The following is a 24,637-nucleotide window of genomic DNA, read 5'->3' on the forward strand; positions in this document are numbered from 1 at the left end:
CGTCCCGGAGCCGTCCCGGCCGGTCCCGGGACGGCTCCGCGGTCCGCGGTCAGCCGCGGGTCACCCGCAGCACCCCGGTCTCGGTGCCCTGGTAGAGCGTCCCGTCCGCCCCGGTGGTGCCGGTCATCTGCAGCGGGTTGTAGAGCAGCCCGAGGCCGATCCAGGAGCTGGAGAGCTGGGCGCCGGTGGCGGGATCGACGGTGGCGTAGGAGTAGGACGCGAAGGTCTGCGCGCCCACGGAGCCGGTCGGGCCGCTGACGGTGACGGTGTAGATCTTCCCGTCCGCGAGCGAGAGCCGCGGCAGCGCGGCCGACTTGACGTCGCTGTTCCAGACCGGGTGGCAGCCGTTGCCGTCGGCGTCCAGGTCGACGCGGCTGAGGCCGCCGTCGAACCCGGCCGAGGCCGGCACGCTGGCGGGGGCGCCGGCCGGGAGGGCGGGGTACGGGTAGCCGTAGGTGTTGGTGACGAAGACGCTGCGGCCGGAGGCGATGACGGCGTCCTCGGTCCCGCTCGCCGGGTACTGGGTGAGCACGGGCGTGGTGCAGACGGGGGTCGGGCCGCCCGCCACCCGGTAGACGAGCAGGTTCTCGTGCGGCGCGGCGTTGTCGGTGATGGTGACGTACTCCGTGCCGGTGCCGGGCCCGAAGAAGCTGGGAGTCGCGCCGGTTCCCCAGCTCAACTGGCCGGGCTTGCGGCCGGGACCGCGGTCGTAGGGGGCGCGCCATTCGACGGTCGGGGTGCCGTCCGGCGCCTCGGCGAGCAGGTAGAGCGCGTGATCGGTGGCGACGGCGGTGTGGCCGGGGACGGTGGAGATGCTGTTCTGCACGCCCTCTCCGGTGCTGATGGTCCGCACCGAGCCGGTGGAGGTGTCGGCCGTGCCGATGACTCCGCTCGCGGTGGCGAACCACACCCGGCCGTCCCAGCCGGGGCTGAGGCCGACGATGCTGTCCCCGGACGGGATCGACGCGACGAGCGGCGTCGACTGGTCGACCGTCAACGTCCAGCCGGCGGCGGTGGGGTGGTGGCCGATGCGCAGGAGGTTGGCGTCGCCGTCCACGACGACCAGGGCGTCGGTGTTGTCGAGGTAGGCGTAGACCCCGCCGAACAGGCTGCCCTTGGGCAGTTCCAGCGCGGCGAGGTCGGCGCCGGTGGCGGGGTCGAGCAGGTGCACGGTCGGGGTCCGCCCGAAGATCGTGGTGCAGAGGGCCACCGGACGGCGGTCGCTGCCGATCACCACGGTCGGGCAGGCCGAGGCGAGGGCCGTGCGGCTCCGGTGGACGGTGCCGCTGCCCGGTCCGGCATAGGGCGTGGTGTCGCTGGAGGCGCTGTCCCCGTGCATCGTCGCGGTGCCGTTCGCGGCGGTGGCGGGGTTCTGCGGCGGCAGCGGCCCGAAGTCGCCGCTCGCGCTGCGGGCGGCGGTGGCGGGCAGGCAGAGCGCCGTCACGGTGGCGAGGATCAGGGCACGGAGGGCACGTGTGGTGCGCACAGGCATGAAGGGTCCCGTTCCAGGGGTCGAGGGGAGGGGGAGCCCAGCGGCCGGTCGCCGTCCTCCGCGGGCGCGCGGGAACGGGGGCCGCTCGGCTTGGATCCGGAGCGGCCGGCCCCGCGCGACGGACGAGGTGTCGGCGGAGTGCGGGCCGCGTCAGCCGACGCGGCGACAGCCTGTGGTGGTGGCGAGGCCATGGTCGACATGGCGGCGGCTCACGAGCAGGGTCATGCCGGGGACTTTAGCCGAGCCCGCGGCCGGGCACGAGCGCCTGACCACTCCGTGGACCGCTCCGGCCCGCCATCGGCACCCGGCGGCCGGGGCGGTCCGGCTGCCGATCAGTTTCCTTCCGTCAACATCCCTACTGGTACGGCGAGTTCATGACTCGCGAGCGGTGGGTAACCTCCTGAGGTGCACCCGACACGGACGTGCCGCTGCCCCTGGGAGAGCCATGCTGGAACTGGACGCGCTGCTCGGTCAGGTCGTGCCCGCCGTGAGCGCCGCGGTGGGCGCCTACGGCGCGGGAGTGCTCACCAGGGCGGAGGACGAGGCCGCCGACGCGACCGTACGGCTCGGGCAGCGGCTGCTGAACCGGATCCTGCGCCGGAGCCCGCGGCCCGAGCCCGTGGTGGCCGCCGTGACCGACCTCGCGGAGGCCGCCGAGGACCCGGACACGGTGGTCGTGCTGCGCCGCCAGCTGCGGCGAGTGCTCACCGAAGACCCCGGGCTGGCCGCCGAGTTGGCGGCGCTGCTGCCGGCCGCCGGCCCGAGCGTGCAGGCCTCCGGCGAGCGGAGCATCGCGGTGGGCGGCGCGAACAGCGGCATCGTCTCCAGCGGCGACAACGCCGTGAACGTCCAGCGCCGGTGAGGACGCCCGAGGGGAGACAGCCCGAGGGGGACCGGCCCGAGGGGGACCGGCCCGGTCACCGGCCGATCGTCAGCCACGGCGACAACCAGGGCGTCATCAGCTCCGGCGACCACGCGATGAACGTCGTCTACATCGACAACCGCTTCACCGGCACGCCCGGCCTGCTGGAGCTCCCCCTCCGCCGACTCGACGTCCTGAAGCCCCCGTTGCGGCGCCCGCTGTTCGGCCGGGAGGAGCTGGTCCGGCAGGTCACCGACCAGCTCCGCAGCGGCCGGAGCGTGCAGCTGTACGGCGTGCCGGGCGTCGGCAGGCAGGCGATCGCGCTGGAGGTGACCGGCCGCCTGGGCGCGCACGGCCGGCGCGGCGCGGTGCTGCTGCCGCAGGCCGGCCCGGCCGACACCCTGGCCGCCGTCTACGACCGGCTGGCGCGGCAGGTCTTCGGCAAGGAGTTCCTGCGCGGCGTCGAGGAGGACCTGCTGCGCGCCGCCGTCGCCAAGGTGTCCGCCCACTTCACCCTCGTCGACTGCGCGTTGAGCGGAGCGGAGCTCGCCCGGCTGCAGCAGACGTTCCCGCGCTGCACCTTCCTGCTCACCTCGCCGTACCGCACCCTGACGAACAGCCCCGACACGGTCCACCACGTCCAGCCGCTGGGCCGGGCCGCCGCCGCCGAGCTGCTCGGCGCCGAACTCGGCCTCCCGCTCGGCCCGGTGGGGCTGCAGAACCTGCAGTTCGACCAGGCCTACCGGATGGCCGAGGGCCGGCCGCAGCGCCTGCTCCAGTACGCCGCGTTCATCCGCGGCTCCGACGACTGGCGCGCCCGGGCGGCCGAAGCGCCCTTCGACCGCCCCGGCCCGGTCGACCCCGGGCAGGTCAGCCCCCTTCAGCAGGCCGAGATCCTGGCGGTGGCCCTGAGCGAACCGGCCCGGCAGGTCCTGGTCGCTCTCGCCACCTTCGGATCGCCGCTGCACGTCGCCTGGTTCGCGGCCGTCACCGGCAACCCGTACACCACGGCCTGCGGCGCGGAACTGTACGACCGGCGCCTCGTCACCCTCCACGGTGACGGGTACGAGTACCGGATCACCGCGGACGCGGACGCCGCCGTCCGGGCCCAGGGGTGGCCGCCCACCCCGGCGACCACCGCCGCCGAGGGCATCCTCGCCCTGCTCGCCCGTGCCGCCGGGCCCGGGCTGCCCCCGCCCGACCCACAGCTGCTGCTCGCCGTCGCGCACGGGCTCGACGCGGCCGGCAAACGGGCGGAGGCCTCCCGGTTCGTCCGCGCCACCACCCCGCTCGCCCTGCGCGCCGGCCACCGGCGCGCGGCGGTCCAGCTGTACGCCCTCGGGCGGGTGGCGGCCTCCCAGGCCGGGCTGACCGAGGACCTGGACTTCTACCTGCGGACCGGCGAGCAGACCCGCCGGCTCCTGGACGGCGACCGGATCGCGGCGGCCGCCGCCCTGGCCTTCCTCGCCTCCACCGCCGGGCAGGCCGCCGTGACGGCCGTGACGGCCGCGACCGGCGCCGGGCAGGCGGCCTCGGCCGGGCAGATCGGCCGGCACGTCGGCCGGATCGGCCGCAAGCTGCTGCATCTCGCGCAGGCGAAGCCGGCCGTCGCGGTGGTGACGGCGGTCGCGGTGGCCGGGGGCGCGACGACGGTGGCGGTGGTGGCGGCCAGCAGCCCCGGCAGCCCGGCGGGATGCTCCACGGCGTACCACTCGCTCGATGGCCGGAACCCGAACGGCGTGATGACACCCCAGGAACTCGCGGCCCACTACCGGCGGGCCGCCACGGGCCTGGGCGACGCGGCCGCCGAGGCCACCGATCCCCACGTGAAGTCGGTGCTGCAGAACCGGGCCGACGAACTGAGCACCCAGGCCGACGCCCAGGAACGCGCGGGCAACAGGCTCGCCAGCGACGGCACCGACTACGACGAGAACCCGACCGCGGTCGGCCTACTTGCCGGAATCGAAGCGTATCGAAGCGACCTCGCCAGCCTGCAGGTGATCCTCCCGGTGTGCCCCGACGAGTGAACGGACCGCCTCACCGCCCGTGCGCGGCCGCCAGGTCCAGGAAGCGGAGGCCGGTGCGGGTGACCTCCTCCGGGGTCCAATCGAGCGCCGACGCGCCCAGGCGGACCTCGGCCATCGCCAGCCCCGGGGCGGCGTCGGCCCAGGGGCCGATGAACCATGTGCCGTCCTGCTCGGCGAGGGTCACGACGGCCGCGTTCAGCGCCTCGGCCGGGTGCGGGAGCCAGAGCTGGAAGTCGTGGGTCGGCGGCGCGACCGGGTTGATCCGGGCGCCCGGGAGGGCGGCCAGGGCGGGCACGAGGGTGGCGGCGTGCTCGGTGAAGCCCGGGATGCGGGGCAGGACGGTGTCCAGGCCGTGCAGCGCGGCCAGGGCGGCGGGCCACTGCTGGAACACCGTGCCGCCCATCCGGTGGCGCCAGGCGCGGGCGTAGGCGGCCAGTTCCGCGGTGCCGGCCAGCGCGGCGCCGCTGATGCCGCCGAGGTCCTTGTAGAAGGAGACGTAGACACTGTCGGCGAGCGCCGCGATCTCGGCCAGGGAGCGGCCGAAGTGGGTGGTGGTGTTCCACAGCCGGGCGCCGTCGAAGTGCACCCGGGCGCCGAGGGCGCGGGCGGCGCCGGTCAGCTCGACGAGTTCGTCCCAGCTCGGCAGCAGGAACCCGGCGTCGCGCAGCGGGAGTTCGACGGTCAGGGTGCCCAGCGGCTCGCCCAGGGCGGCCAGTTCGGCGGGGGTGGGCTGGCGGTGCTCGGTGGTGGGCCAGAGCGCGCGCAGGCCGGTGAGCTGGTGGTAGGCCTGCCGCTCGTGCTGCTCCAGGTGGCACAGCGGGTGCATGGCGACGGTCCGGTGCCCGGTCAGCTCGGCGCCGTAGCGCAGGGCGACCTGCTGGGCCATGGTGCCGGTGGGGAAGAAGACGGCGTCCTCGGTGCCGAGCAACTCGGCGGTGCGCTGCTCCAGTTCGCGGACGGGCCCGTCGGTGGCGTAGAAGTCCGGCAGCTCGTCGAGCCCGTCCGCGCCGACGATGGCGTCGAGCCGGTCGCGCATGGTGAGGAGGGGGCCGTCCGAGAGGAAGCGCTTGCTGGCGCGGCGGGCGGCGCGGCGGCGCTGGGCGGGGGTGAGGTCGTCATGGGTCACCCGGCGATTGTGCGGGCAACCGGTCGGCCGGGCCAGGGATTTTCGTCGCCGGGGCGCCCGGGCCGGGCCGCCTCGCGGGCGGTCACCGGCCCGGACCGGCCGGTCGGCTGCCTCGGCCGTGCCGGCGCGGGATCACCGGGTCAGCAGCTCCGGTGCCCGGTGGGCCACCGTGGCCTCGGCCTCGCGCCGGGCCCACGGGGTCAGCCGGGACAGGAGGTCGTGGTCGACGGCGCCGCGGTGGACCCAGATCCCCGCGATCGACTCGGCGCACAGGGCGACGAAGGTCTCGTCCGGCTGGGTCGGATCACAGGCGAACTCGGCCAGGGCCGCCACCACCGCGTCGGAGGGGAACTCCTCCAGGTCCGAGGCCGCGTCGTACCGCTCGTGCCACTGGACGTCGTCGGGCGTGCCGCGCAGGATCCCGATCATCAGGGCTTCCTGCTCACCGGGCGCGTACTCGCGCCGGACCTTCTGGCACACGCGCTCCAGGCGCGGCTTCCGTCCCCGTCGCGAGAAGATCTTCAACGCCGTTTCCCCCTGCTCCTGTCGATGCCGCCGACCCTATCGTCGGCAAGACCGCTGAGCTGGAGGAAGGGGGCTCAGCTCCCGACGGGCACGGCGACGACGAAGGCGTCGCGGTCGTCGGTGTCCGAGAAGACGGCCTTGGGCAACAGGGACTTGTCCTCGGCCAGCCGGCGGCCGACCAGCCCGTCGTCGGCCGCGGACCGGACGGTGAAGGCGCCTTCGGGGCCCTCGCCGTAGAGGGGCTTGAGTCGGAAGACCTCCTCCGTGGGGAAGGTCGGCGGGAGCGAGTCGAGGGCGATCAGCGGGCGGATCTCGATCTGCTCCCGCGCGCCGGGCTTGGGGTTCACCCACCCCGAGGACTCGTTCTCGGTGGAGATGACGAAGGCGTCGGGGCCGTTGAGCTTGGCGGGCTGGATCCGCCAGATCACGGCCAGCCGCTGGTCGTGTTCGCCGAGCAGCGCGACGAGCTTGTCGTCGACGACACTGAGCGGCGCCCCGCCGATGTAGAGCTTGAAGAGCCCGTTCAACTGGTCCATGGTGCTTGTCTCCTTGGTCGGATCGCGGCGGCACGGGCGCGTCGGTGTTCGTGCCGGTGCGTGCGTGGTCGGTGGCTTCAGGTGGTGGAGGGGGGTGGGCCGCTCAGGTCTCGACGGCCACGGCGACCACGAACGCGTCGCGGTCATCGGTGTTCGCGTAGACGGCCTTGGGTCTCGCCAAGGTGTCCTCGATCTTGTTGCGGCCGACCAGCCCGTCGTCGGCCGCGGACCGCAGGGTGAAGGCGCCCTTCGGGCCGTCGTAGAGGGGCTTGGCCAGGAAGACCTCGTCGGTGGGGAAGGTCGGCGGGAACGTCTCGAAGGTGACCAGCGGGCGGATCTCGATCTGCTTCTGCTCGCCGGGCTTGGCGTTGACCCACCCCGATGCCTCGTCCTCGGTGGAGATGACGACGGCGTTGCGGCCGGCGAGCTCGGCGGGCTGGATCTTCCAGATCACGGGGTTCGGGTTGTCGGGGCCACCGCCGACCAGCGCGACGAGCTTGTCGTCGATGACGCTGAGCGGCGCCCCGCCGATGAACAGCTGGTAGAGACCGTTCAACTGGTCCATGGTGCTTGTCTCCTTGGTCGGATCGCGGCGGCACGGGTGCGTGGGTGTTCGTGCCGGTACGTGAGCGGTCGGTGACGTCAGGCTAGGGCGGGGTGGGAGGGGCCGCCCGCTCGGTGCGACCCGGGGGCGGCCGGGACGGCCGGTGGGGCGGGCCGTTCGCAGTGGTCCGGCGCGCGGACCACTCGAACGGGGCGTCGTCCGGATGGAGCCCTAGGCGGGGGTGCGGAGGAGGTGGAGGGTGAGGAGGTGGGCCTGGGCGGCGGCGAGGGTGTAGAAGCGGCGGATGCGGTGGGTGGAGCCGGGGGCGCGGAGGTAGTCGTGGCGGGTGCGGTCCCAGATGCCCCAGCACTCCAGGAGGAGGAAGTGGGGGCTGCGGGCGTCGATGAGGCGGGTTTCGTAGCGGGGGCGGGGGTTCACGGGGTGGGCTGCTCGTTCTTGTGGACCCAGGCCTGGGCGTGGGCGTAGGAGTAGAAGCGGAGTGGTTCGGGGCGCGGCGGGAGGGCCTTGACGAGGTCCCCGGTGCGGTGGTCGCGGACGACCCAGACGGAGAAGGAGACGCCGGCCGGCGGGTCGGCGGGGATGATCCCGTAGCGGCTGCGGCCGGGGGCGGTCATCGGGTGGCCACCTGGACGAAGCCGCCGGCCTTCTCGACCTGCCGGGAGAACTCGTCGAACTCCCCGACGATCGGGGAGATGACGGACCTGGCGGGGACGAGGATCGCGTCGGCGTCGCGGCTCCGGACGCGGTGGAGCGCGGCCTGGAGCATGGGCCGGCGCTCGGGCGCGGTGGTGTGGATGGAGTCGTCGACCACGATCAGGGAGACGTTCCAGCGGAACGCGAGCGCGTAGGACTCGCAGCTGCGCATCTCGCGCTCGGGGAAGGTGGAGCCGTTCCTGGCCAGGTAGATGACCACCTGGAGGCGATCGGTGACGACCTCAACTCGGGGGGCGTGCAGGGACTCAGGGGGCGTGGGGATGTGCACGGTTCGCTCCTCTCCGTAGTAATGCGACTACCGGCGGTGCACACTCTCGACTAAGCTGGGAAGCCGTTCAACTTGTCTACGGCTCAAGTGGAATTGGAAGTGAAGCCGTGAACCGCAAGGAACTTGACCCGACGTCATCTCCCCGCGAATCCTTCGGCGCGCTGCTCCGCAGCTCGCGCGAGGCGTTGGGCTGGACCCAGCAGAAGCTGGCCGAGGTGATGGGGTACTCGGACAGCTACATCTCCGCCGTCGAAACCGGACGCAAATCCACCAGCCGGGACTTCGTCAGGGCGGCCGACAAGGCGCTCGGGACGGGGCACACGCTGGAGATCATGTGGGTCGGGATGCGGAAGAAGGGGTTCCTGGAGGGCTTCCCGGAGCACGCTGCGCAGGAGGCCCGTGCGTCGGAGATCAGGGTCTACGAACCGGTTCTCGTCCCTGGGCTGCTCCAGACCAAGGCCTACGCCTCAGCGATCGAAGCGGCGGCAGTGGATCGCGGTAACAGCACGCCGGATCAGGCCGACGAGCGAGTGAGGTTTCTGCTCGCGCGGCAGCGGCTGCTCAAGCGAGCCGAGCCGCCGGTCATCCATGCGGTGATAGACGAGGGTGTGCTCCGTCGTCCGGTGGGCGGCGCCGCAACGATGCGTGCGCAGCTCGATCACCTTGCCGAGATGGCGTCCAGGCCTTACGTGGTCTTCCAGGTGGCGCCGTACTCCTCGGCCGAGCCCATGCCTTTCCGTTCCGTCGTCACCTTGTTGACGTTTGTGGACCGTTCTGTCGTCGGCTACACCGAATCGGCGGATCAGGGCTATGTCGTGCGGGAAGACAAGACTGTCAGGGAGTGGGAAAGGGCCTACGATCGGTTGCGGGTGGAAGCGCTGACCAGAGCTGCATCCCTCGCCCTGATTCGCAAGGCCCGAAAGGAACTTTGACCCATGACCCGCCCTGATCTATCCCGCGCTTCCTGGTTCAAGTCGTCGTACTCCGGCAACGGCGGTACCTGTGTGGAGGTCTCGGCGGACTTCCCCGGTGTCGCGCCCGTCCGTGACTCGAAGGACCCGGAAGGGCCCGCTCTCGTCTTCTCGGCCGAGGCGTGGCGATCGTTCGTCGCCGCGACGGCCGCCGGGGAGTTCGGCGGTAGCTGACCCCAGGTACCCGCCGCTATTCGCGCAAGAAGGAAGGAACTCAACGATGGTCCTTGATCTGGCTGGCGCTCGGTGGGTGAAGAGTCGCCACAGCAGTAATGGCGGCACTTGCGTCGAGGTGGCGCCGGGCTTCCCCGGTGTGATGCCTGTTCGTGATTCGAAGGATCCCGAGGGGCCGGTGCTGGTGTTCCGGGCTGAGGCTTGGCGGTCTTTCGTCGCCGCGACCGCTGCCGGTGACTTCGGCAGCTTCTGACCTCGGGGGTTGCCGGAAGGAGCTCCATGATGACCGTTGACCTGGTCGGTGCTCGGTGGGTGAGGAGCCGCCATAGTGGTAACGGCGGCTCTTGCGTCGAGGTGGCGCCGGACTTCGCCGGCGTGATGCCCGTCCGTGACTCGAAGGACCCTGAGGGGCCGGTCCTCGTCTTCCCTGCTGCGGCTTGGCGATCCTTCGTCGCCGCAGCTGCCGCCGGGGAGTTCGGCGACCTCTGACCTTCCGCATGTCGGCGGCCGGATAGCTTCCTGCTATCCGGCCGCCGATCGTTTTCACCTCTTGCCGAACCTCAGGTAGAACGCCGTGAACACCAACACGATGCCGACGTTCACCAGCAGCCGTTCCCAGAGCCTGTCCCTGAAGAACAGCACGTCCACGCCGACGATCACCGCCACCAGCGCGACCACGTAGACCGCGACCACCGCCTGTCTTCCCATCCCTCCTTTCTACTCCGCCCTTGGGCCATTGACAGCCGGCCTCGCTCGGATCAATGCTAAGCAAGCGCTTAGTCACGTACCCAGAGGAGCCGCTCGATGATCGAGAACCATCCGCCCGGCCTGGACCTCCCGAAACTCCGCGCTCACCTGGACCGGGAGCTGCCCGGGGGCGTCGACGGCGAGCTGCGGGCGGAGCTCATCGAGGGCGGCCGCTCGAACCTCACGTACGTCCTCACGGACGGCCTCTCGCGCTGGGTCCTGCGCCGACCGCCCCTCGGGCACGTCCTGGCCACTGCGCACGACATGGGGCGCGAATATCGAGTGATGACCGCGCTCCACGGCAGCGATGTCCCCGTCCCGCGCACCCTCCTCCTCGACCCCGACTCCGACACCCTCGGCGCGCCCTGGTACCTCATGGAGTTCGTCGCCGGGACCGCCCACCGCGACGTCGCCCCCCTCGCCGCCCTGGGCGCCGAGCGCGTCCACGCCCTCGGCGGCCGGCTCGTCGAAACCCTCGCCGCCCTCCACCGGATCGACCCCGCCGCAGTCGGCCTCGCCGACTTCGGCCACCCGGACGGCTACCTGGAACGCCAGCTGCGCCGCTGGTCCAAGCAGCTCGCCGCCTCCCGCAGCCGCGACCTTCCCGACGTCGACCGCCTGCACGCCCTCCTCGCCGAGCGTCTCCCCGCCTCGCCCGCCCCCGCGCTCGTCCACGGCGACTACCGCCTCGACAACGTCCTCGTCGACGACCACGACGCCCTCGCCGCCGTCCTCGACTGGGAGATGTCCACCCTCGGCGACCCGCTCACCGACATCGGCCTCCTGGTGATGTACACCGAACTCGCCGGCGTCGGCGGCGGCATCATCCCCTCCGCCGCCACCGCCCCCGGCTTCCCCAGGCCGGACGAACTCGTCGCCCGGTACGCCGAGTTGACCGGCCGCGACGCCAAGGACCTCGACTGGTACGTGGCCTTCGCGTCCTTCAAGCTCGCCGTCGTCGCCGAGGGCATCCACTTCCGCTTCCAGCAGGGCCGCACCCTCGGCGCGGGCTTCGACCGCGCCGGCGAGATGGCCCCGATCCTCGCCCGGCACGGCCTGCGCACCCTCAAGGAGAACTGACCGATGGACTTCGCCTACGACGCCCGGACGAACGAACTCCGGGACCGGCTCCTCACCTTCATGGACGAGCACGTCTACCCCGCCGAACCGGTCTTCGCCGACCAGCTCGCCGACCCGGCCCGCACCCCCTGGACCGCCCCGCCGATCGTCGCCGAGCTGAAGACCGAAGCCCGCAAGCAGGGCCTCTGGAACCTCTTCATCCCCGGCTCCCACGGCGCCGGCCTGACCAACCTCCAGTACGCCCCACTTGCCGAAATCACCGGCCGCAGCCCCAAGTTGGCCCCGATCGCGCTCAACTGCGCGGCCCCCGACACCGGCAACATGGAACTCCTCGCCGACTTCGGCACCCCCGAGCAGCACGAGCGCTGGCTGCGCCCCCTCCTGGACGGGGAGATCCGCTCCGGCTTCGCCATGACCGAGCCCGAGGTCGCCTCCTCGGACGCCACCAACATCGAGACCCGGATCGAGCGGGACGGCGACGAGTACGTCGTCAACGGCCGCAAGTTCTACATCACCGGCGCGATGAACCCGGACTGCAAGATCTTCGTCGTGATGGGCAAGACCGACCCGTCCGCCGAGCGGCACCGCCAGCAGAGCATGATCCTCGTCCCGCGCGACACCCCGGGCGTCACCGCGAAGCGCGGCATGACCGTCTTCGGCTACGACGACAACGACCACGGCGGGCACGCGGAGCTGGTGTTCGAGAACGTCCGGGTGCCGGTCGGCAACCTGATCGGCGAGGAGGGCTCCGGCTTCGCCATCGCCCAGGCCCGCCTCGGCCCCGGCCGGATCCACCACTGCATGCGCGCGGTCGGCATCGCCGAGCGGGCGCTGGAGCTGATGTGCCGCCGGGTGAACGCCCGCGTCGCGTTCGGCCGTCCGCTCTCCGAGCAGGGCGTCGTCCAGGACTGGGTGGCCGAATCCCGCATCCGCATCGAGCAGTTGCGCCTGCTGGGCCTCAAGACCGCCTGGCTGATGGACACCGTCGGCAACAAGGGCGCCCACACCGAGATCCAGGCGATCAAGATCGCGGCCCCGCTCACCGTCGAGTGGATCCTCGACAAGGCCGTCCAGGCGCACGGCGGCGCCGGGCTCGGCCAGGACACCCCGCTCGCCGAACTGTGGGCGGGCATGCGCAGCCTGCGCCTGGCGGACGGCCCGGACGAGGCGCACAAGCGCTCGCTCGCCCGCCGCGAGCTGCGCCGCCACGCGTAGGGCAGCGGGCGGGTGCCCCCGGCCGGTGATCCGCCGCCGGGGGCGCCCGCTCTCCGAGTGACCGGGCCGCGTGGCAACCCGGTTGTTCCGACCGGACTGGCGAAGGGTGTGTGGCACCCGCTCCCAGCGGAGTCCGCGACGAACCACAGAATCGGGGTCACCACCCATGGCCAATCAGCGTCCCGCCGTCGTCAGCAACCAGGACGGCCGCCTGCAGGTGTTCGTGAACACGGACGGGACCGTGTCGACCGACGCGCAGACCGCCCCGAGCAACGGCTGGTCCGGCTGGCAGAACATCGGCGGGAACATCAACCGCGACCCGCTGGTCAGTGATCCGGCGGCCGTCCTGAAGCCGGACGGCAACCTGTACGTCTTCGCCATCGGCAGCAAGGCCGACCTGCGGACGACCAACACGACCTCGCCCGGCGGCGGCTGGTCCGGCTGGCAGTCCCTCGGCGGCGGCCCGTCCGGAGGCCTGTACGTCCACGCCAACCCCTGCGCGGTGGCACGCCCGGACGGGGGCGTGCAGGTCTTCGCGCAGGGGGTCGACGGCAGTGTGGACACCATCTGGGTGACGGCCGAAGGGGAGTGGACCGGATGGCAGTCCCTCGGCAGTCCGCTGGCCGGCAGCCCGGCGGCCGCCCGGAACCAGGACGGCCTGCTGCAGGCCTTCGTCCTCGGCGCGAACTCCGCCGACATGCAGACCTGCTACCAGTTTCCGCCGAGCTCGCCCCACGCGGTCGGCGGCTGGACCCCGCTGCACTCGCTCGGCGGTGACTTCCCGATCGGCTGCGCGGGGGCCGCGGTCAACCAGGACGGCCGCCTGGAGGCGTTCTCGATCGGCCGCAGCAACGACCTCCAGCACGCCTGGCAGACCGCGCCCAACGACCCCGACAGCTGGACCGGCTTCGCCAGCCTGGGCGGCGGACTGGTCGGCGATCCCGGGATCGGCCGGAACGCGGACGGCCGGCTCGAAGCCTTCGGCCTCGTCCTCCACTCCGCCATCCACCACATCTGGCAGGTCTCGCCGGGCAGCTCCTGGTCCTCCTGGTCCACCCTCTAGACGACCGGGAGGTCCGCGGCCCGGCCGGGTGTCATACCGGGGTATGCCCCGGGGAGTTGGCTCCCCGGTATGACGGCCGCCACCCCGCCCCACGCGTAGTGTCCGTCGTGCCGGATCAAGGACGACGAGGGGACGACGGCGATGAGCAGGCGGGGACGGGCGGTGGCGGCGGTGGTGCTGGCGGCGGCGACGGCGATGGTGACGCTGGGGACGGCGCCCGGCGCGACGGCGGCCCCGGTGGTCGTGGCAGCCGCGGCGGACGGCGTGACGGCGGACGGCGTGAGCGCCCGGGCGACGGCCGCGCTGCCGCGCCCCACCGGGCCGTACCCGGTCGGCACCACCGCCGTGCACCTGACCGACCAGAACCGGGTCGACCCGTGGAAGCCCGACCGGCAGCGCGAGCTGATGATCAGCATCTGGTACCCGGCCGCCCGCCCCGTCACCGGCGCCGACCGCGCCGCCTACATGGCGCCCGCCGCCGCCGAGCACTTCGACGGCGACGGGAACGCCGGTGTGATGAACTACGGCTTCGCGCCCGGCCGCACCGACTGGGCCGCCGTCCGCACCCACGCCCGCGTCGACGCCTCCGCATCGCCCGGCGGCCGGCGCCCGGTCGTGCTGTACTCGCCCGGCCTCGGCGACCCGCGCACCTGGGGCACCGCGCTGGTCGAGGACCTGGCCTCCCGCGGGTACGTCGTCGTCACCGTCGACCACACCTGGGAGGCCTCCGAAGTCGCCTTCCCGAACGGCGAGTTGGCCGCCTCGGTGCTCCCCGGCATGCTCGGGCCGGACCTGGACGTGGGCGCGCTGCTGCGCAAGTCGATGGCCACCCGGGTCGACGACACCAGGTTCGTGCTCGACGAGCTGGAGCACCTCAAGCACTCCCGCGGCCTGCCGACCGGCCTCGGCGCCGCCCTCGACCTCGACCGGATCGGCATGGTCGGCCACTCCGCCGGCGGCTTCACCGCCCTGCAGGCCATGCACGACGACCGGCGGATCGCCGCCGCCGTGGACCTGGACGGGCAGCTGCACTTCCCCGGCCGGGACGGACGCACCGGCACGTACCTGTCCGGCGTCGCCCAGGACGGCCTGGACCGCCCGTTCCTGCTGATGGGCACCCGCAGCGACGACTCCGGCAGCTACCACGCGCAGCCCGGCTGGGACGCCCTGTGGCAGCACAGCACCGGCTGGCGCGCCGACGTCACCCTCGACGGCTCCCGGCACGGCTCGTACACCGACGCCGAATCCCTGCTCCCGCAGCTCGCCCGCCAGGGCGCGATCACCCCGGACCAGCTGCGCGCCGACACCGGGGACGTCGACCCCGGGCGGGCGGTGCTCGCCACCCGCACGTACGTCGCCAGCTTCCTCGACCGCTGGCTGCGCGGGCACGACGACCACCTGCTGGACGGGCCCTCGGCGCGGTTCCCCGAGGTGGTGTACGAGCGCTGAGCGGGGGCGGGGCCTGCCGCCTGCGGCAATGGATTTCCCCTGCGTCGCCCTGATGGCGTACAGTCGGGTTCACCGACGCGGGGTGGAGCAGCTCGGTAGCTCGCTGGGCTCATAACCCAGAGGTCGCAGGTTCAAATCCTGTCCCCGCTACTACGAAGGCCGGGCCGACGCACACTGTGCGTCGGCCCGGCCCTTTTTGCTCGGCCTTTTGCTCGGCCTTTGGTCGGCCCGAGCGCCGGGTCACCGGGTGCCGGGGGCTCCCGCGCACAGCGCGTGGTCGATCAGGGCGCTCGCCGCCTTCTCCTGGTCCTTGATGTGGTCCAGGGTGTCGCCGCGCGCCTCGGACATGGAGACGACGGCGCTGCGCCGACCGTCCTCGGTGACGCCGTTGAGGGTGATGAAGCCGCCGTCCCCGCCCTCGTGGCCCCAGTAGTCGCCCCCGCAGGTCAGGCCGCGCTTGACCAGGCCGAGCCCGTACCCGGCGTCGCCCCACAGCTCCTTGAGCGCCGGGCTCACCGCGACGGTGTGCTTCATCTCGGCCAACTGGCGTGCCGGGAGCAGGCGGCCGCCGAGGAGCGCGCGGAGGAAGAGGTTCTCGTCCCGCGTGGTGGTGACCCAGGCGAGGTTCTCGTGGTCCACCGGGACCTGGTCGGTGACGTCCAGGCGGGCGTCCGGGCCGAAGTCGGGGCCGTAGTACTGGTACGCCCGGGCGTGCGGCCGGGGCAGGGTGGGGGAGGTGCCCGTCCACCTGGTCCGGTCGAGGCCGAGCGGGCGGACGATGCGGTCCTGGACCTCCCGGTGGGCGGGGCGGCCGGTGGCCTTCTGGATGATCAGGTCGAGCAGGACGTAGCCGGTGTTGGAGTACGTCCACGTCCCGGCGGCCGGGTGGGCCATCGCGAAGCCCACCAACTGCTCGGGCTCGTAGACGTCGTGGCGCTTCGCGTAGTACGACGCCGGCGAGTCGTACCCGGGCAGGCCGTCGTCGGTGATGCCGCTGGTGTGCTGGAGCAGGTCGCGGATGCGGACGTCCCGGCCGTCCTTGCCGTTGCCCTTGCCGTCGGTGTGCACCAGGCCCGGCAGCCAGTGCTCGACCGTGTCGTCCAGGGACAGCCGGCCCTCCGCCTCCAGCTGGAGCACGACGGTCGCGACCAGCGCCTTGGACGTGCTGGCCATCCGGAAGTAGCCGTCGGGATCGACCGGGCGGCCGGTGGTCAGGTCGGCGGTGCCGCTGGTGGCGACCGCCTGCCGTCCGTCCGGGCCGATCGCGCGGGCCTGCACGCCGCTGATGCCGAGGTCGTGGATCGCCTCGGTGTCCCGGCGTAGTTGCTGTGCGGCGGAGGCGGAGGCGGAGGCGGAGGCGGATTCGGCGGGCTGGGCGACGGCGGTGGTCGCGGTCGTACCGAGGAGCGCGGCGGTGACGGCCGCTGTGGCGAGGTGCTTGCGCAAGATCATGGTCCGGACGCTAACGAGTCCGGCCCGGCCCGGCGGGGCGATCGGGGCGCTGATCAGGGATGGAACAGGGTTGTCCCCCAGGGGAGTTGGGGGACAACCCCGAGGCGGGGTCAGGGGGGTGGGCTCAGCTCGCCGGCGTCAGCTCGCCGGCGTCAGGTCGGCGGACGGCTCGCGGACGATCCAGAAGCGGGACTCGCGGTAGGCGGCGGCGTGAGGGTCGTCGGGCGCGACGCGGAACGGGGCGTACGGGCAGAGCAGCCGGCCGCCGTGCCGCTTCTCCTCGGCGGCCAGCCAGCGGGACTGCCAGAGCATCGCGGCCGCGAGGCCCGCCAGGAACATGCCCGCCGGCACCCCGGTCGCGGCGCCGATCCCGATGCCGATCGCCAGGACCAGTAGCAGCGGCACGGTGAGGGTGCGGGAGAGCAGGTCGAAGGTCCGGTCCGGGGCGACCGGCTCGGCGGTCGCCGGCGGCGGGGTCAGCCGCGCCAGCCGGGTCTCGTACCAGGGACGGCGGAGCTTCAGCAGCGCGCAGAACGTCGACACGAAGAGCAGCGCGGCCGTACCGATCCCCGCCACCGGGTCGAGGCGGTTCGGGCCGTCCAGGAACGCGGGCACGCAGCTCGCCAGGCTCACGCCGAGCAGCAGGGCCCCCTGGATCCGTACCGCCGCCACGGCGCCCACCAGGCGCAGACCATCGTTCACGAGCCATCCCCACATCGATCGAAATCCGGGGAATCCTAGCTGGTCGCGGCCGCAGGAAGTCGGCCCGGCCGACTTCCTGTGCACCGGGGGCGGTCGATGCGCCTGGGGGGGCGCGCCCTGGCCGTGTCCTACCGGCGCGTGCGCCGGTCGGCGCCCGGGGCGCGGGCCGCGACGATCAGGCACAGCAGGGCCGCGACCATCGCGACCGCCGCGCCGTACTGCAGCGAGGGTGCCATGTGCCCGCCGTCCTCCAGGGCCTTGTAGAACCGGAAGAGCGTGATGCCGGTGAGCAGGCACAGCGCCAGGGCGCCGGTGACCGACAGCCAGACGAGACCGATCTCGGGTGCGAGCAGTCGGAGGAAGGCCAGGGCGGCGAGCCCGATGGCGATCCACTGGATCGCCTGCAGCGACACGGCGGCGCCGTCGACGTCCGCGAACACCCGGAACGGGCTCCGGATGATGTCGAAACCGGTCCACCGCACGTCGCCGCTCCAGCCGCTGCTGTAGCCGACCCAGGGCATCGCCAGCGAGCCGACGGTGAGCGCGGCGAGCAGCAGCGTCGCCACGGCATTGGTCCGGATGGCGGCGTACGGGGAGGACGGGGAGGACGGGGACGGCACGGGCGGCCCCGGCGGGTGGCCCGGCGGCGGAGGCATGGTCATAGCCCGGATGGTCGGCCAACTGACCTGGAAGCGCAAGGGGTTGGGCCGAACCCGGGTCGGCCTCCGGGGCGGGCCGGAGCGGGGATCGGCTTCGAGTCGACATGTGACCCAGATCACATATGTCATGACACATGTGTCGTGTAATGTGTCCGATATGAACACTTCAGCGAAGTTTCCGACCCTGGTCTTCATCCCCTGCTTCTCGGGTGCTCCGTGGAGCGCCGAGCAGCTCGCCCCCTACGGCGAGGCGCCCCGGCGGACGCTGCGGCTGCCCGAGGGCGTCGACGACATGGAGCGCTACGCCGACCACGTCCAGAACGCGGTCGCGGACCTGGACGACTACGTCCTGGTCGGCGACTCGTTCGGCGCCAACATCGCGCTCGCGCTCGCCACCCGCCGCCCGAAGGGCCTGCGCGCCCTGGTGCTGTCCGGCGGCTTCGCGGCCAACCCGGTCACCTCGAAGCCCTGGAAGGCCCTGATGCGGGTCATCGGCAAGGCCCGCGGCCCGCTCTACCGGCAGCTGACCCTGCGGGCCCACGCCCACCGCCTCGCCTCCCCCTTCGACGGCGAGGGGCAGGTGCCCTGGAGCGAGGCGCGCAGCCGGGACCTGTTCCTCGACAACACCCCGGCCGCCTCCTTCGGCGCCCGCGTGCGGGCCTCCCTGACCGCCGACTACGTCGACGCGCTCGGCCGCGTCCAGGTCCCGACCTTGGTCCTGAGCCCCTCGCACGACGTGCTGATCGGCGAGGACGCCTCCAAGGTCATGCTCGCGGGCATCCCCGATGCCCGGGAGGTCGTGCTGCCGCGCACCGGCCACATGTTCCGCTTCTCCCACCCGGTAACGTACGCGGCTGCGGTGGACGACTTCCTCGCCGCCCTGCCGACCACCCCGAAGGACGCTGATGCGTAAGGCCGAACACCTGCGGTTCGCCATCCTGGCAGCCCAGCGCGAAGGCAACCGGCTGCTGATCCAGGCCCTCAAGCCCCACGGCATCACCCCGTCCCAGGCCGAGGTGCTGCGCCTGCTCCAGCAGCACGGCACCCTGAGCCTGAGCGGGCTCGGGCAGCTCCTGGTGTGCGAGAGCGGAACCAACCCCAGCCGGCTGGTCGAACGCGTCGTCGCGGCCGGACTGGTCGAGCGCCGCACCGACGCCGAGGACCGCCGCTACCTCCACCTCAGCCTCACCCCCGAGGGCGAGCGCCTGGCCACCGAGGTCGCCGGCATCGAGGAGCTCCTCTACGCCGGGATGGACGCCGCCTGCGAGGGCCTGGACACCGACGCGATGCTCACCTTCCTCCACCGGTTCATCGACCCCCTGCCCTCGGGCGAGGCCCTCAACAAACGCCTCGACCTCGGCTGAGGCCGCTACAGGCCGAGGTCGGTGAGGCCCGGGTGGTCGTCGGGGCGCCGGCCCGGCGGCCGGTGGTACGTCCGCTCCTCCTCGGTCATGTTCCTGCCCCTCGAACGGCGGGACCCGGCAGGCGGCTCGGGCCGTCAGCGGATGTCCGAGCCGGGGTGGGCCTCGTCCCAGGAGCGGCGGGCGGTGACGATGGCGTCGTGGTGGTCGTAGGACCAGTCCGCCATCGCGCGGACCAGGTGGGTGAGGCTGTGGCCGAGCGGTGTCAGCTCGTACTCGACCTGGGGCGGGACGGTGGGGTGGACGGTCCGGGAGAGCAGGCCGTCGCGTTCCAGGCGGCGCACCGTCAGGGTGAGCATCCGCTGGGAGATGCCCGGCAGGGCGCGTTGCAGTTCGCGGAACCGCCTTACGCCCTGGGCGAGTTCAACGACGGCGAGGACACCCTGGGGGAGGCGTTCGCCGGGGTGCGGACGCTGCTGCTGATCTCCGCGGGCGCGGCCGAGGACGACGTGGTGACCGCCCGGCACGGCGCGGCGATCGCGGCGGCGGAGGCGGCGGGCGTCGAGCACGTCGTCTACACCAGCCTGTCCGGCGACGGCGACCACCTCCCCTACGCGCTCGCGCACCGCTGGACCGAGCGGCGGCTGCGCGAGTCGGCGACCCTGCGCTGGACGGTGCTGCGCAACGGCCTCTACGCCGAGCTGCTGGCCGCGATCGCCGCGCCCGGCCCGGACGGGGTGATCACCGCGCCGCTCGGCGACGGCCGGCTGGCCGCGGTGGCCCGGGCCGACCTCGCCGAGGTGGCGGCCGCCGTCGCGCTGGCGCCCGAGGCGCACGCGGGCCGGACGTACGAGCTGGTGGGGGAGCGGGCGGTGGGTGGCGCGGAGCTGGCGGAGGCGCTGGGCGCCGAGTACCGCCCGGGCGCGCTGGGCGCGGCCCGGGCGGCGGTGGCGGCCTCGGACGTGCTGGACTTCCAGGTGCCGATGCTGGTGGGCACCTGCTCGGCGATCGCGCACGGCTTCCTGGCCGGGCCGGGCGGGCCGGGCGACCTCGCGGCGCTGCTCGGCCGCCCGCCCCGCCCGGCCCTGGAGGTCATCGCGCCGGGGACGATCCGCAGGACCGGGCTCGGCTAGGCCCCGTTGATGAGGTCCTGGATGACCTGCGGTGCCTCACTGGCCTGCAGCGTGGTTCCTGGAATCGTGCCTTCGATCGCCTCGATCTTGCTCTGCATCGCCTGCATTTGGTCGCTGGTCAGATCGCCGACGAGCGTGTCGGTGGACACTTGGGCTGAGGCGGCGACGTCTGCCGCGTACTGATCGGGCGTGTTGCCGTCGGACGCGGGAGCGTACTTGCGGAAGGCCTCCAGGATCGACAGCGTCGGGTACGGACCTTGCCCGAGGAAGGAGGCGATCGCGGCGAAGCCGGTGTCGTGATCGGGGAAGATCAGGAAGTGGTGCCAGTTGAACTTGTTGGGGAACTGTCCGAAGTCCGGTCCGCCGGGAACGCCTGTGAGGTTGCCGGGATTGTTGTTGAGCCACGCGTGGCTTCCGGCGCCGGTGCGCAGATGCGGCTGGCCCCTGCGGATCTCGCTGTCGTAGATCACGAAGTTGAAGATGTGGATGCCGTTGTTGCGGTAGTCGTTCGGATCGTTGGGATCGGCGCCGGAGAACCACTGCAACCGCGGGATGTTGAGGTCCGTCGAGGTTTGCTCCCCGGATATCGCGAACTCGTTGCCCTGACCGTCGTAGTACCAGATGTGGTCGCCTGATTCGAGGGCCATGATCTGCCGCCCATCGGAGTAGAACTCGGGCACATACCTGTACGTCCAGTCTGTGCGGCGCCGCCCGGGCCCGCAACGCGGGCGGCCGCAGCCCGGAGCCCGGTCGCGTGAGAGCCCGTCAGCGATGCTGACGAACTCTCACGCGGGATCGAGGCCGGCCTCCGCCGCCGCCTCGGCGACCCACGCGGGCAGTGCCTCGCGGCAGGCCAGCCACTGCGGCGGTACGGCGGCCAGGCCGGTGCGGGCGGCGACCACGCCGCCGGTGATGGCGCAGGTGGTGTCCACGTCGCCCAGGCCCTCGGCGGTCGTCCACAGGGCGTCGGTCAGGCTGTCGAGGTGGTGCGCGGCGGACCACAGCGCGAACGGCACGGTGTCGGCCGCCGAGATCCGCTGCCCGTTGCCGAGCAGGTCGGCCGCCCGCCAGGGTTCGGTGGCGGCGGACAGGTCGGCGGCGCGGCGCAGCCCGTCCCGGACGGCGCCCGGGGGCGTACGGTCGGCGACCTCGGTGAGCAGGGCGGCGCCGGCGATCCCGGACGTGCTGCGGCCGCGCGCGGCCAGGGCCGCCGCCAGGGCGACGGCGACCGCCCCGGCGACGCCCTCCGGGTGCGCGTGGGTGACCTCGGCGGACAGCGCCGCCTGCTCGGCGGCCTCGTCCAGGTCCTCGTGGAACCAGGCGCCCAGCGGCGCCACCCGCATCGCCGCGCCGTTGCCGAGGCTGCCCCGGCCGTCGAACAGCGCGTGCGCCTCGGTGCGCCAACTCGCGGGATCGGCCCAGAGCTTGGGCAGCAGCTCGTGCATGCCGTAGCCGTAGCCGCGCCCGGAGTCGGCGCGGTAGGCGGCGCCGAAGGCCTGGGCGAGCCGTTCCTGGTGCACGGCGTCGAAGGCGGTCAGGATGCCGAAGACGGACAGCGCCATCGCGGTGTCGTCGGTCCAGTGCCAGGGGCCCTCCTCGGGCGTGCGCCGGGCCCTGATCTGGTCGAACGCCTCCCGGGGCGAGCGGAACAGGGGGAACCAGCGCTCCCCGAATCCGTCCCCGAGGGCCAGGCCCTCCACAGAGTCACGAGCGGCGGCGAAGGATGTCATCCGGGCATCCTGTCAGCCGCCGCCGTGCCCGTGCAGCGGGTTTTCGATCACTCCCCGAGTCGCTTCCCGGGTCACTCCCCGAGTCGCTCCCCGAGTCGCTCTCCGAGGACGGCGATCCGCCCCGTCGTGCGGCCGTCCGCGACCCGCTGGACGGCCTCCGCCGCGCCCGCCAGCGGCACCCGGTCGCTGACCAGCGGGCGGACCACGCCCTGCTCGGCGAGCTTGGTCAGCTCGTCGTGCGCGGTGCGGACGGCGCGCGGGTCGTGGGTGTTGTACAGGCCCCAGTGCAGGCCGAGGATCGCGTAGTTCTTCACCAGGGCGTGGTTGAGCGCCGCGGTCGGGATCTGCCCGGCGGCGAAGCCGACCACCACGATCCGGCCCTCGAAGGCGATGCACCGGGTGGAGCCGGTGTAGGCGTCGCCGCCGACCGGGTCGAAGACCACGTCCGCGCCGCGCCCGCCGGTGGCCAGCTTCACGGCGGCGACGAAGTCCTCCGCCGTCCGGTCCACCACCACGTCGGCGCCCAGTGCCCGGGCCGTCTCCGCCTTCGCCGCGCCGCCGACCACCGCGATCACCCGCGCCCCGGCGGCCTTGCCCAACTGCACCGCCGCGCTGCCGACCCCGCCCGCCGCCGCGTGCACCAGCAGGGTCTCGTCCGACCGCAGCCGCGCCCGGCGGTGCAGCGCGAACCAGGCCGTCTGGTAGCCGATGTGCAGCGCCGCCGCCTCCGCGTCGTCCAGCACCTCGGGCGCCGGGAAGGCGGCTGCGGCGTCCAGCAGCGCGTACTCGGCGAAGGCGCCGTGCGGCAGCACCGGGGTCCCGATCAGCCGCTCGCCGCGCCGCGCGCCGTCCGCGACCTCGCCGCACAGCTCCACGCCCGGCGTGAACGGCAGCGGCGGGCGCACCTGGTAGTGGCCGCGCACCATCAGCGCGTCCGGGAAGTTCACCGCCGCCGCCCGCACCCGGACCAGCAGCTGCCCCGGACCGGGCACCGGCCGCGGCACGTCCTCGGCCAGCCGCATCACCGCGGCCGGCTCGCCGAGCTCGCCCACCTGCCAGGCCCTCACAGCGCGCCGCCCTTCTCCAGTTCCCGCTGCATCCGGTTCATCCCGCCGATCCAGCGGTCCGGGTCGGTGGCCCGGTGCCGGTAGTACTCGGCGACCTCGGGGTGCGGGAGGAGCAGGAAGCGCTCCTCGCGCATGCCCGCCAGCGCCGCCGCGGCGACGTCCTCCGGGGCGATCGCGGTGGGCGCCAGCAGCGCCTCGCCGACCGCGCCGGTCGAGGCCAGCATGTCGGTGCGCACGCCCTGCGGGCAGAGCGCGTGCACCCGTACGCCGCGGTGGCGGTAGGTGGCGGCCAGCCACTCGGCGAAGGCCAGCGCGCCGTGCTTGCTGACCGCGTACGGGGCCGAGCCCAGCATGGTGAGCAGGCCGGCGGCGGAGACGGTGGAGAGGAAGCGCCCCTCGCCGCGCTCCAGCCAGCGCGGGAGCAGCAGCTCGGCCGCCCGGACGTGGGCCATGACGTTGACCTCCCAGGCGGCCGCCCAGGCGCCGGCGGGCGCGTCGGCGCCGCCGGTCGGGGCGACGCCCGCGTTGGCGCACCAGACGTCGATCTCGCCGAGCTCCGCGCGGGCCCGCCCGACCAGGGCGGCGACGCCCTCGGCGGAGGCGGCGTCGCCGGGGAGGGCGGTGCCGCCGCAGTCCGCCGCGACGGCCGCGGCCGCCTCGGCGTCCAGGTCGTTGACCACCACGCGGGCGCCGGCCGCGGCGAACGCCCGGGCCAGGGCGGCGCCGATGCCCCGGCCCGCGCCGGTCACCACCACGCCCTGGTCGGCGTGGCCGGTCGGGCCGGTCACAGGCCACCGCCGAGGGTGACGCCGCCGTCGACCACCAGGGTCTGGCCGGTGATCCAGCCCGCGTCCGGCGACAGCAGGAACGCCACCGCGCCCGCCACGTCCTCCGGCACGCCGAGCCGGCGCAGCGGGTACGCGGCCGCGACCTCGTCCTCCCGGCCCTCGTACAGTGCCTCGGCGAACCTCGTCTTCACCACGGCGGGTGCGACGGCGTTCACCCGGATCCCCTGCGGGCCGAGCTCGGCGGCCAGCTCGGTGGTCAGGCGGATCAGCGCCGCCTTGCTGACCCCGTACATGCCGATGCCGAGCGAGGACCGGATGCCGGCCACCGAGGCGACGTTGACGACGGAGCCGCCGTGCTCGCCCATCCAGGCGGCGTGCGCGCGGCGCGTCCAGGCCAGCGGGGCCAGCACGTTGACGGCGAGGATCTTGGCGGCCGCGGCGTCGTCGGTGTCCAGCACCGGGCCGTAGACGGGGTTGATGCCGGTGTTGTTCACCAGGTGGTCCAGCCGGCCGAAGGCCTCCAGGGTGCGGGCCACCGCCTCCTCCTGGTGCGCCGGGTCGTCGGCCTTGCCCGCGACGGCGATCGCGTTGTCCGGGCCGCCGAGGTCCCGGACGGCCTCGGCCAGCGGCTCGGCGCCCCGCGCGGTGAGGCAGACCTTCGCGCCGCGGGCCACCAGCTCGCGCGCGATCCCGAGGCCGATGCCCCGGCTCGATCCGGTGACGACGGCCACCCGGCCCTTGAGGGAGTGCACCACGGACGGTCCTGCCTTTCGCTGACGGGGCTCTTTCGCTGACGGGGCTCTTTCGCCGGCCGGGCCCTTCTCGCGGGCCCGGTCCTTCTCGCGGGCCCGGTCCTTCTCGGTGCTGACGGGGCCGGTCGGCCCGCCGGCCTGACTAAGCGCTTGCTCAGCATGGTGTCGGTGGGGGAGCC

General features: G+C 73.3%; 30 protein-coding genes, 1 tRNA gene and 1 pseudogene. 14 read left to right on the forward strand and 18 right to left on the reverse strand.

The window, feature by feature from the left end; translation table 11 throughout:
* Positions 1–49 precede the first annotated feature (49 nt).
* A complete protein-coding gene (locus AB2U05_RS31545; protein WP_369185009.1) occupies positions 50–1,492 on the reverse strand; it encodes a hypothetical protein in 1,443 nt (480 codons plus the stop codon).
* Between the two features lie 445 nt (positions 1,493–1,937).
* Here AB2U05_RS31545 and AB2U05_RS31550 point away from each other — a divergent pair, with 445 nt between their 5' ends.
* Positions 1,938–2,354, forward strand: coding sequence for a hypothetical protein (locus AB2U05_RS31550; protein ID WP_369185010.1), 417 nt, complete (start codon positions 1,938–1,940; stop codon positions 2,352–2,354).
* Positions 2,351–4,381 carry a hypothetical protein gene (locus tag AB2U05_RS31555; protein ID WP_369185011.1) on the forward strand — a complete coding sequence of 677 codons (2,031 nt, stop codon included), beginning with the start codon at positions 2,351–2,353 and terminating at the stop codon, positions 4,379–4,381. Before AB2U05_RS31550 ends, AB2U05_RS31555 begins: the two co-directional genes overlap by 4 nt.
* A gap of 10 nt (positions 4,382–4,391) precedes the next feature.
* On the opposite strand, the gene AB2U05_RS31560 is transcribed toward AB2U05_RS31555, so the two are convergent.
* From AB2U05_RS31560 to AB2U05_RS31590, 7 genes are all read right to left on the reverse strand, one after another.
* The gene (locus AB2U05_RS31560) at positions 4,392–5,507 is read right to left on the reverse strand and encodes a low specificity L-threonine aldolase (protein WP_369185012.1); all 1,116 of its coding nucleotides are present in this window, start codon (positions 5,505–5,507) and stop codon (positions 4,392–4,394) included.
* Positions 5,508–5,639: 132 nt separating this feature from the next.
* Entirely contained in the window at positions 5,640–5,987 is a 348-nt protein-coding gene (locus AB2U05_RS31565) for a hypothetical protein (RefSeq protein WP_045691830.1), read from the reverse strand.
* 119 nt (positions 5,988–6,106) lie between these two features.
* Positions 6,107–6,568, reverse strand: coding sequence for an I66 family serine proteinase inhibitor (locus tag AB2U05_RS31570; protein WP_045691829.1), 462 nt, complete (start codon positions 6,566–6,568; stop codon positions 6,107–6,109).
* 103 nt (positions 6,569–6,671) lie between these two features.
* The gene (locus AB2U05_RS31575) at positions 6,672–7,133 is read right to left on the reverse strand and encodes an I66 family serine proteinase inhibitor (RefSeq protein ID WP_369185013.1); all 462 of its coding nucleotides are present in this window, start codon (positions 7,131–7,133) and stop codon (positions 6,672–6,674) included.
* A gap of 210 nt (positions 7,134–7,343) precedes the next feature.
* Entirely contained in the window at positions 7,344–7,550 is a 207-nt protein-coding gene (locus tag AB2U05_RS31580) for a hypothetical protein (RefSeq protein ID WP_369185014.1), read from the reverse strand.
* The gene (locus tag AB2U05_RS31585) at positions 7,547–7,747 is read right to left on the reverse strand and encodes a hypothetical protein (RefSeq protein ID WP_045712568.1); all 201 of its coding nucleotides are present in this window, start codon (positions 7,745–7,747) and stop codon (positions 7,547–7,549) included. The genes AB2U05_RS31580 and AB2U05_RS31585 overlap by 4 nt, the downstream gene beginning before the upstream one ends.
* Positions 7,744–8,115: a recombinase family protein gene (locus tag AB2U05_RS31590; RefSeq protein WP_369185015.1), complete on the reverse strand. Its 372-nt coding sequence runs from the start codon at positions 8,113–8,115 to the stop codon at positions 7,744–7,746. The genes AB2U05_RS31585 and AB2U05_RS31590 overlap by 4 nt, the downstream gene beginning before the upstream one ends.
* A gap of 107 nt (positions 8,116–8,222) precedes the next feature.
* Here AB2U05_RS31590 and AB2U05_RS31595 point away from each other — a divergent pair, with 107 nt between their 5' ends.
* From AB2U05_RS31595 to AB2U05_RS31610, 4 genes are read left to right on the forward strand one after another with little or no spacing between them, the layout of a single operon-like run.
* Entirely contained in the window at positions 8,223–9,047 is an 825-nt protein-coding gene (locus AB2U05_RS31595; RefSeq protein WP_369185016.1) for a Scr1 family TA system antitoxin-like transcriptional regulator, read from the forward strand.
* A 3-nt stretch (positions 9,048–9,050) separates the two neighbouring features.
* Positions 9,051–9,260: a DUF397 domain-containing protein gene (locus AB2U05_RS31600; protein WP_369185017.1), complete on the forward strand. Its 210-nt coding sequence runs from the start codon at positions 9,051–9,053 to the stop codon at positions 9,258–9,260.
* 46 nt (positions 9,261–9,306) lie between these two features.
* Complete coding sequence (locus AB2U05_RS31605) at positions 9,307–9,513, forward strand: DUF397 domain-containing protein (RefSeq protein WP_078860440.1); 207 nt, start codon at positions 9,307–9,309, stop codon at positions 9,511–9,513.
* A 29-nt stretch (positions 9,514–9,542) separates the two neighbouring features.
* Positions 9,543–9,749, forward strand: a complete 207-nt coding sequence (locus AB2U05_RS31610; protein ID WP_369185018.1) for a DUF397 domain-containing protein — start codon at positions 9,543–9,545, stop codon at positions 9,747–9,749.
* Between the two features lie 54 nt (positions 9,750–9,803).
* Here AB2U05_RS31610 and AB2U05_RS31615 read toward each other — a convergent pair whose 3' ends face one another.
* Positions 9,804–9,968, reverse strand: coding sequence for a hypothetical protein (locus AB2U05_RS31615; protein ID WP_167352951.1), 165 nt, complete (start codon positions 9,966–9,968; stop codon positions 9,804–9,806).
* A gap of 96 nt (positions 9,969–10,064) precedes the next feature.
* Between AB2U05_RS31615 and AB2U05_RS31620 the strand changes: the two genes are divergently transcribed.
* The 5 genes from AB2U05_RS31620 to AB2U05_RS31640 all read left to right on the forward strand — a co-directional run bounded on the left by AB2U05_RS31620 (position 10,065) and on the right by AB2U05_RS31640 (position 14,964).
* Positions 10,065–11,087, forward strand: coding sequence for a phosphotransferase family protein (locus AB2U05_RS31620; protein WP_369185019.1), 1,023 nt, complete (start codon positions 10,065–10,067; stop codon positions 11,085–11,087).
* A 3-nt stretch (positions 11,088–11,090) separates the two neighbouring features.
* Entirely contained in the window at positions 11,091–12,302 is a 1,212-nt protein-coding gene (locus AB2U05_RS31625; protein ID WP_045700112.1) for an acyl-CoA dehydrogenase family protein, read from the forward strand.
* A gap of 166 nt (positions 12,303–12,468) precedes the next feature.
* A complete protein-coding gene (locus tag AB2U05_RS31630; RefSeq protein WP_052707529.1) occupies positions 12,469–13,365 on the forward strand; it encodes a hypothetical protein in 897 nt (298 codons plus the stop codon).
* Between the two features lie 141 nt (positions 13,366–13,506).
* Positions 13,507–14,814, forward strand: a complete 1,308-nt coding sequence (locus AB2U05_RS31635; protein WP_369185020.1) for an alpha/beta hydrolase family protein — start codon at positions 13,507–13,509, stop codon at positions 14,812–14,814.
* 76 nt (positions 14,815–14,890) lie between these two features.
* Positions 14,891–14,964: transfer RNA gene (locus tag AB2U05_RS31640), tRNA-Met, on the forward strand.
* A 90-nt stretch (positions 14,965–15,054) separates the two neighbouring features.
* Here AB2U05_RS31640 and AB2U05_RS31645 read toward each other — a convergent pair.
* The 3 genes from AB2U05_RS31645 to AB2U05_RS31655 form a co-directional block, all read right to left on the reverse strand.
* Entirely contained in the window at positions 15,055–16,266 is a 1,212-nt protein-coding gene (locus AB2U05_RS31645; protein WP_369185021.1) for a serine hydrolase domain-containing protein, read from the reverse strand.
* Positions 16,267–16,404: 138 nt separating this feature from the next.
* Positions 16,405–16,968, reverse strand: coding sequence for a hypothetical protein (locus AB2U05_RS31650; protein ID WP_369185022.1), 564 nt, complete (start codon positions 16,966–16,968; stop codon positions 16,405–16,407).
* A gap of 128 nt (positions 16,969–17,096) precedes the next feature.
* The gene (locus AB2U05_RS31655) at positions 17,097–17,630 is read right to left on the reverse strand and encodes a hypothetical protein (RefSeq protein WP_369185023.1); all 534 of its coding nucleotides are present in this window, start codon (positions 17,628–17,630) and stop codon (positions 17,097–17,099) included.
* Positions 17,631–17,784: 154 nt separating this feature from the next.
* Between AB2U05_RS31655 and AB2U05_RS31660 the strand changes: the two genes are divergently transcribed.
* The gene (locus AB2U05_RS31660; protein WP_369185024.1) at positions 17,785–18,540 is read left to right on the forward strand and encodes an alpha/beta fold hydrolase; all 756 of its coding nucleotides are present in this window, start codon (positions 17,785–17,787) and stop codon (positions 18,538–18,540) included.
* The gene (locus AB2U05_RS31665; protein WP_369185025.1) at positions 18,533–18,991 is read left to right on the forward strand and encodes a MarR family winged helix-turn-helix transcriptional regulator; all 459 of its coding nucleotides are present in this window, start codon (positions 18,533–18,535) and stop codon (positions 18,989–18,991) included. The genes AB2U05_RS31660 and AB2U05_RS31665 overlap by 8 nt, the downstream gene beginning before the upstream one ends.
* Positions 18,992–19,125: 134 nt before the next feature.
* Here the strand turns inward: AB2U05_RS31665 and AB2U05_RS31670 are convergent.
* A pseudogene (locus AB2U05_RS31670) lies at positions 19,126–19,428 on the reverse strand (winged helix-turn-helix transcriptional regulator); the annotation flags it as partial.
* Here AB2U05_RS31670 and AB2U05_RS31675 point away from each other — a divergent pair.
* Positions 19,375–20,121, forward strand: a complete 747-nt coding sequence (locus AB2U05_RS31675; protein ID WP_369185026.1) for an NAD(P)H-binding protein — start codon at positions 19,375–19,377, stop codon at positions 20,119–20,121. The pseudogene AB2U05_RS31670 and the gene AB2U05_RS31675 overlap by 54 nt on opposite strands.
* Here the strand turns inward: AB2U05_RS31675 and AB2U05_RS31680 are convergent.
* The 5 genes from AB2U05_RS31680 to AB2U05_RS31700 form a co-directional block, all read right to left on the reverse strand.
* Positions 20,118–20,801 carry a hypothetical protein gene (locus tag AB2U05_RS31680; protein WP_045700119.1) on the reverse strand — a complete coding sequence of 228 codons (684 nt, stop codon included), beginning with the start codon at positions 20,799–20,801 and terminating at the stop codon, positions 20,118–20,120. The two genes, AB2U05_RS31675 and AB2U05_RS31680, sit on opposite strands and share 4 nt — an antisense overlap.
* 105 nt (positions 20,802–20,906) lie before the next feature.
* Positions 20,907–21,851 carry an ADP-ribosylglycohydrolase family protein gene (locus AB2U05_RS31685; protein WP_369185027.1) on the reverse strand — a complete coding sequence of 315 codons (945 nt, stop codon included), beginning with the start codon at positions 21,849–21,851 and terminating at the stop codon, positions 20,907–20,909.
* 71 nt (positions 21,852–21,922) lie between these two features.
* Positions 21,923–22,918: an NADPH:quinone oxidoreductase family protein gene (locus AB2U05_RS31690; RefSeq protein ID WP_369185028.1), complete on the reverse strand. Its 996-nt coding sequence runs from the start codon at positions 22,916–22,918 to the stop codon at positions 21,923–21,925.
* The gene (locus AB2U05_RS31695) at positions 22,915–23,706 is read right to left on the reverse strand and encodes an SDR family oxidoreductase (RefSeq protein WP_045700122.1); all 792 of its coding nucleotides are present in this window, start codon (positions 23,704–23,706) and stop codon (positions 22,915–22,917) included. Before AB2U05_RS31695 ends, AB2U05_RS31690 begins: the two co-directional genes overlap by 4 nt.
* The gene (locus tag AB2U05_RS31700) at positions 23,703–24,461 is read right to left on the reverse strand and encodes an SDR family oxidoreductase (protein WP_369185029.1); all 759 of its coding nucleotides are present in this window, start codon (positions 24,459–24,461) and stop codon (positions 23,703–23,705) included. The genes AB2U05_RS31695 and AB2U05_RS31700 overlap by 4 nt, the downstream gene beginning before the upstream one ends.
* Positions 24,462–24,637: the final 176 nt, after the last annotated feature.

Origin of the sequence: Streptomyces sp. Y1 (assembly GCF_041053115.1) — a bacterium.
Lineage (GTDB): Bacteria > Actinomycetota > Actinomycetes > Streptomycetales > Streptomycetaceae > Kitasatospora > Kitasatospora rubellomurina.

What these genes read in the sequence shown, in the direction of transcription:
- AB2U05_RS31545 (WP_369185009.1), bottom strand. Translation starts at nt 1,492, where the DNA reads ATGCCTGTGCGCACCACACGTGCCCTCCGTGCCCTGATCCTCGCCACC.
- AB2U05_RS31550 (WP_369185010.1), top strand. Translation starts at nt 1,938, where the DNA reads ATGCTGGAACTGGACGCGCTGCTCGGTCAGGTCGTGCCCGCCGTGAGC.
- AB2U05_RS31570 (WP_045691829.1), bottom strand. Translation starts at nt 6,568, where the DNA reads ATGGACCAGTTGAACGGGCTCTTCAAGCTCTACATCGGCGGGGCGCCG.
- AB2U05_RS31575 (WP_369185013.1), bottom strand. Translation starts at nt 7,133, where the DNA reads ATGGACCAGTTGAACGGTCTCTACCAGCTGTTCATCGGCGGGGCGCCG.
- AB2U05_RS31585 (WP_045712568.1), bottom strand. Translation starts at nt 7,747, where the DNA reads ATGACCGCCCCCGGCCGCAGCCGCTACGGGATCATCCCCGCCGACCCG.
- AB2U05_RS31600 (WP_369185017.1), top strand. Translation starts at nt 9,051, where the DNA reads ATGACCCGCCCTGATCTATCCCGCGCTTCCTGGTTCAAGTCGTCGTAC.
- AB2U05_RS31605 (WP_078860440.1), top strand. Translation starts at nt 9,307, where the DNA reads ATGGTCCTTGATCTGGCTGGCGCTCGGTGGGTGAAGAGTCGCCACAGC.
- AB2U05_RS31610 (WP_369185018.1), top strand. Translation starts at nt 9,543, where the DNA reads ATGACCGTTGACCTGGTCGGTGCTCGGTGGGTGAGGAGCCGCCATAGT.
- AB2U05_RS31615 (WP_167352951.1), bottom strand. Translation starts at nt 9,968, where the DNA reads ATGGGAAGACAGGCGGTGGTCGCGGTCTACGTGGTCGCGCTGGTGGCG.
- AB2U05_RS31620 (WP_369185019.1), top strand. Translation starts at nt 10,065, where the DNA reads ATGATCGAGAACCATCCGCCCGGCCTGGACCTCCCGAAACTCCGCGCT.
- AB2U05_RS31625 (WP_045700112.1), top strand. Translation starts at nt 11,091, where the DNA reads ATGGACTTCGCCTACGACGCCCGGACGAACGAACTCCGGGACCGGCTC.
- AB2U05_RS31630 (WP_052707529.1), top strand. Translation starts at nt 12,469, where the DNA reads ATGGCCAATCAGCGTCCCGCCGTCGTCAGCAACCAGGACGGCCGCCTG.
- AB2U05_RS31635 (WP_369185020.1), top strand. Translation starts at nt 13,507, where the DNA reads ATGAGCAGGCGGGGACGGGCGGTGGCGGCGGTGGTGCTGGCGGCGGCG.
- AB2U05_RS31645 (WP_369185021.1), bottom strand. Translation starts at nt 16,266, where the DNA reads ATGATCTTGCGCAAGCACCTCGCCACAGCGGCCGTCACCGCCGCGCTC.
- AB2U05_RS31655 (WP_369185023.1), bottom strand. Translation starts at nt 17,630, where the DNA reads ATGACCATGCCTCCGCCGCCGGGCCACCCGCCGGGGCCGCCCGTGCCG.
- AB2U05_RS31660 (WP_369185024.1), top strand. Translation starts at nt 17,785, where the DNA reads ATGAACACTTCAGCGAAGTTTCCGACCCTGGTCTTCATCCCCTGCTTC.
- AB2U05_RS31665 (WP_369185025.1), top strand. Translation starts at nt 18,533, where the DNA reads ATGCGTAAGGCCGAACACCTGCGGTTCGCCATCCTGGCAGCCCAGCGC.
- AB2U05_RS31685 (WP_369185027.1), bottom strand. Translation starts at nt 21,851, where the DNA reads ATGACATCCTTCGCCGCCGCTCGTGACTCTGTGGAGGGCCTGGCCCTC.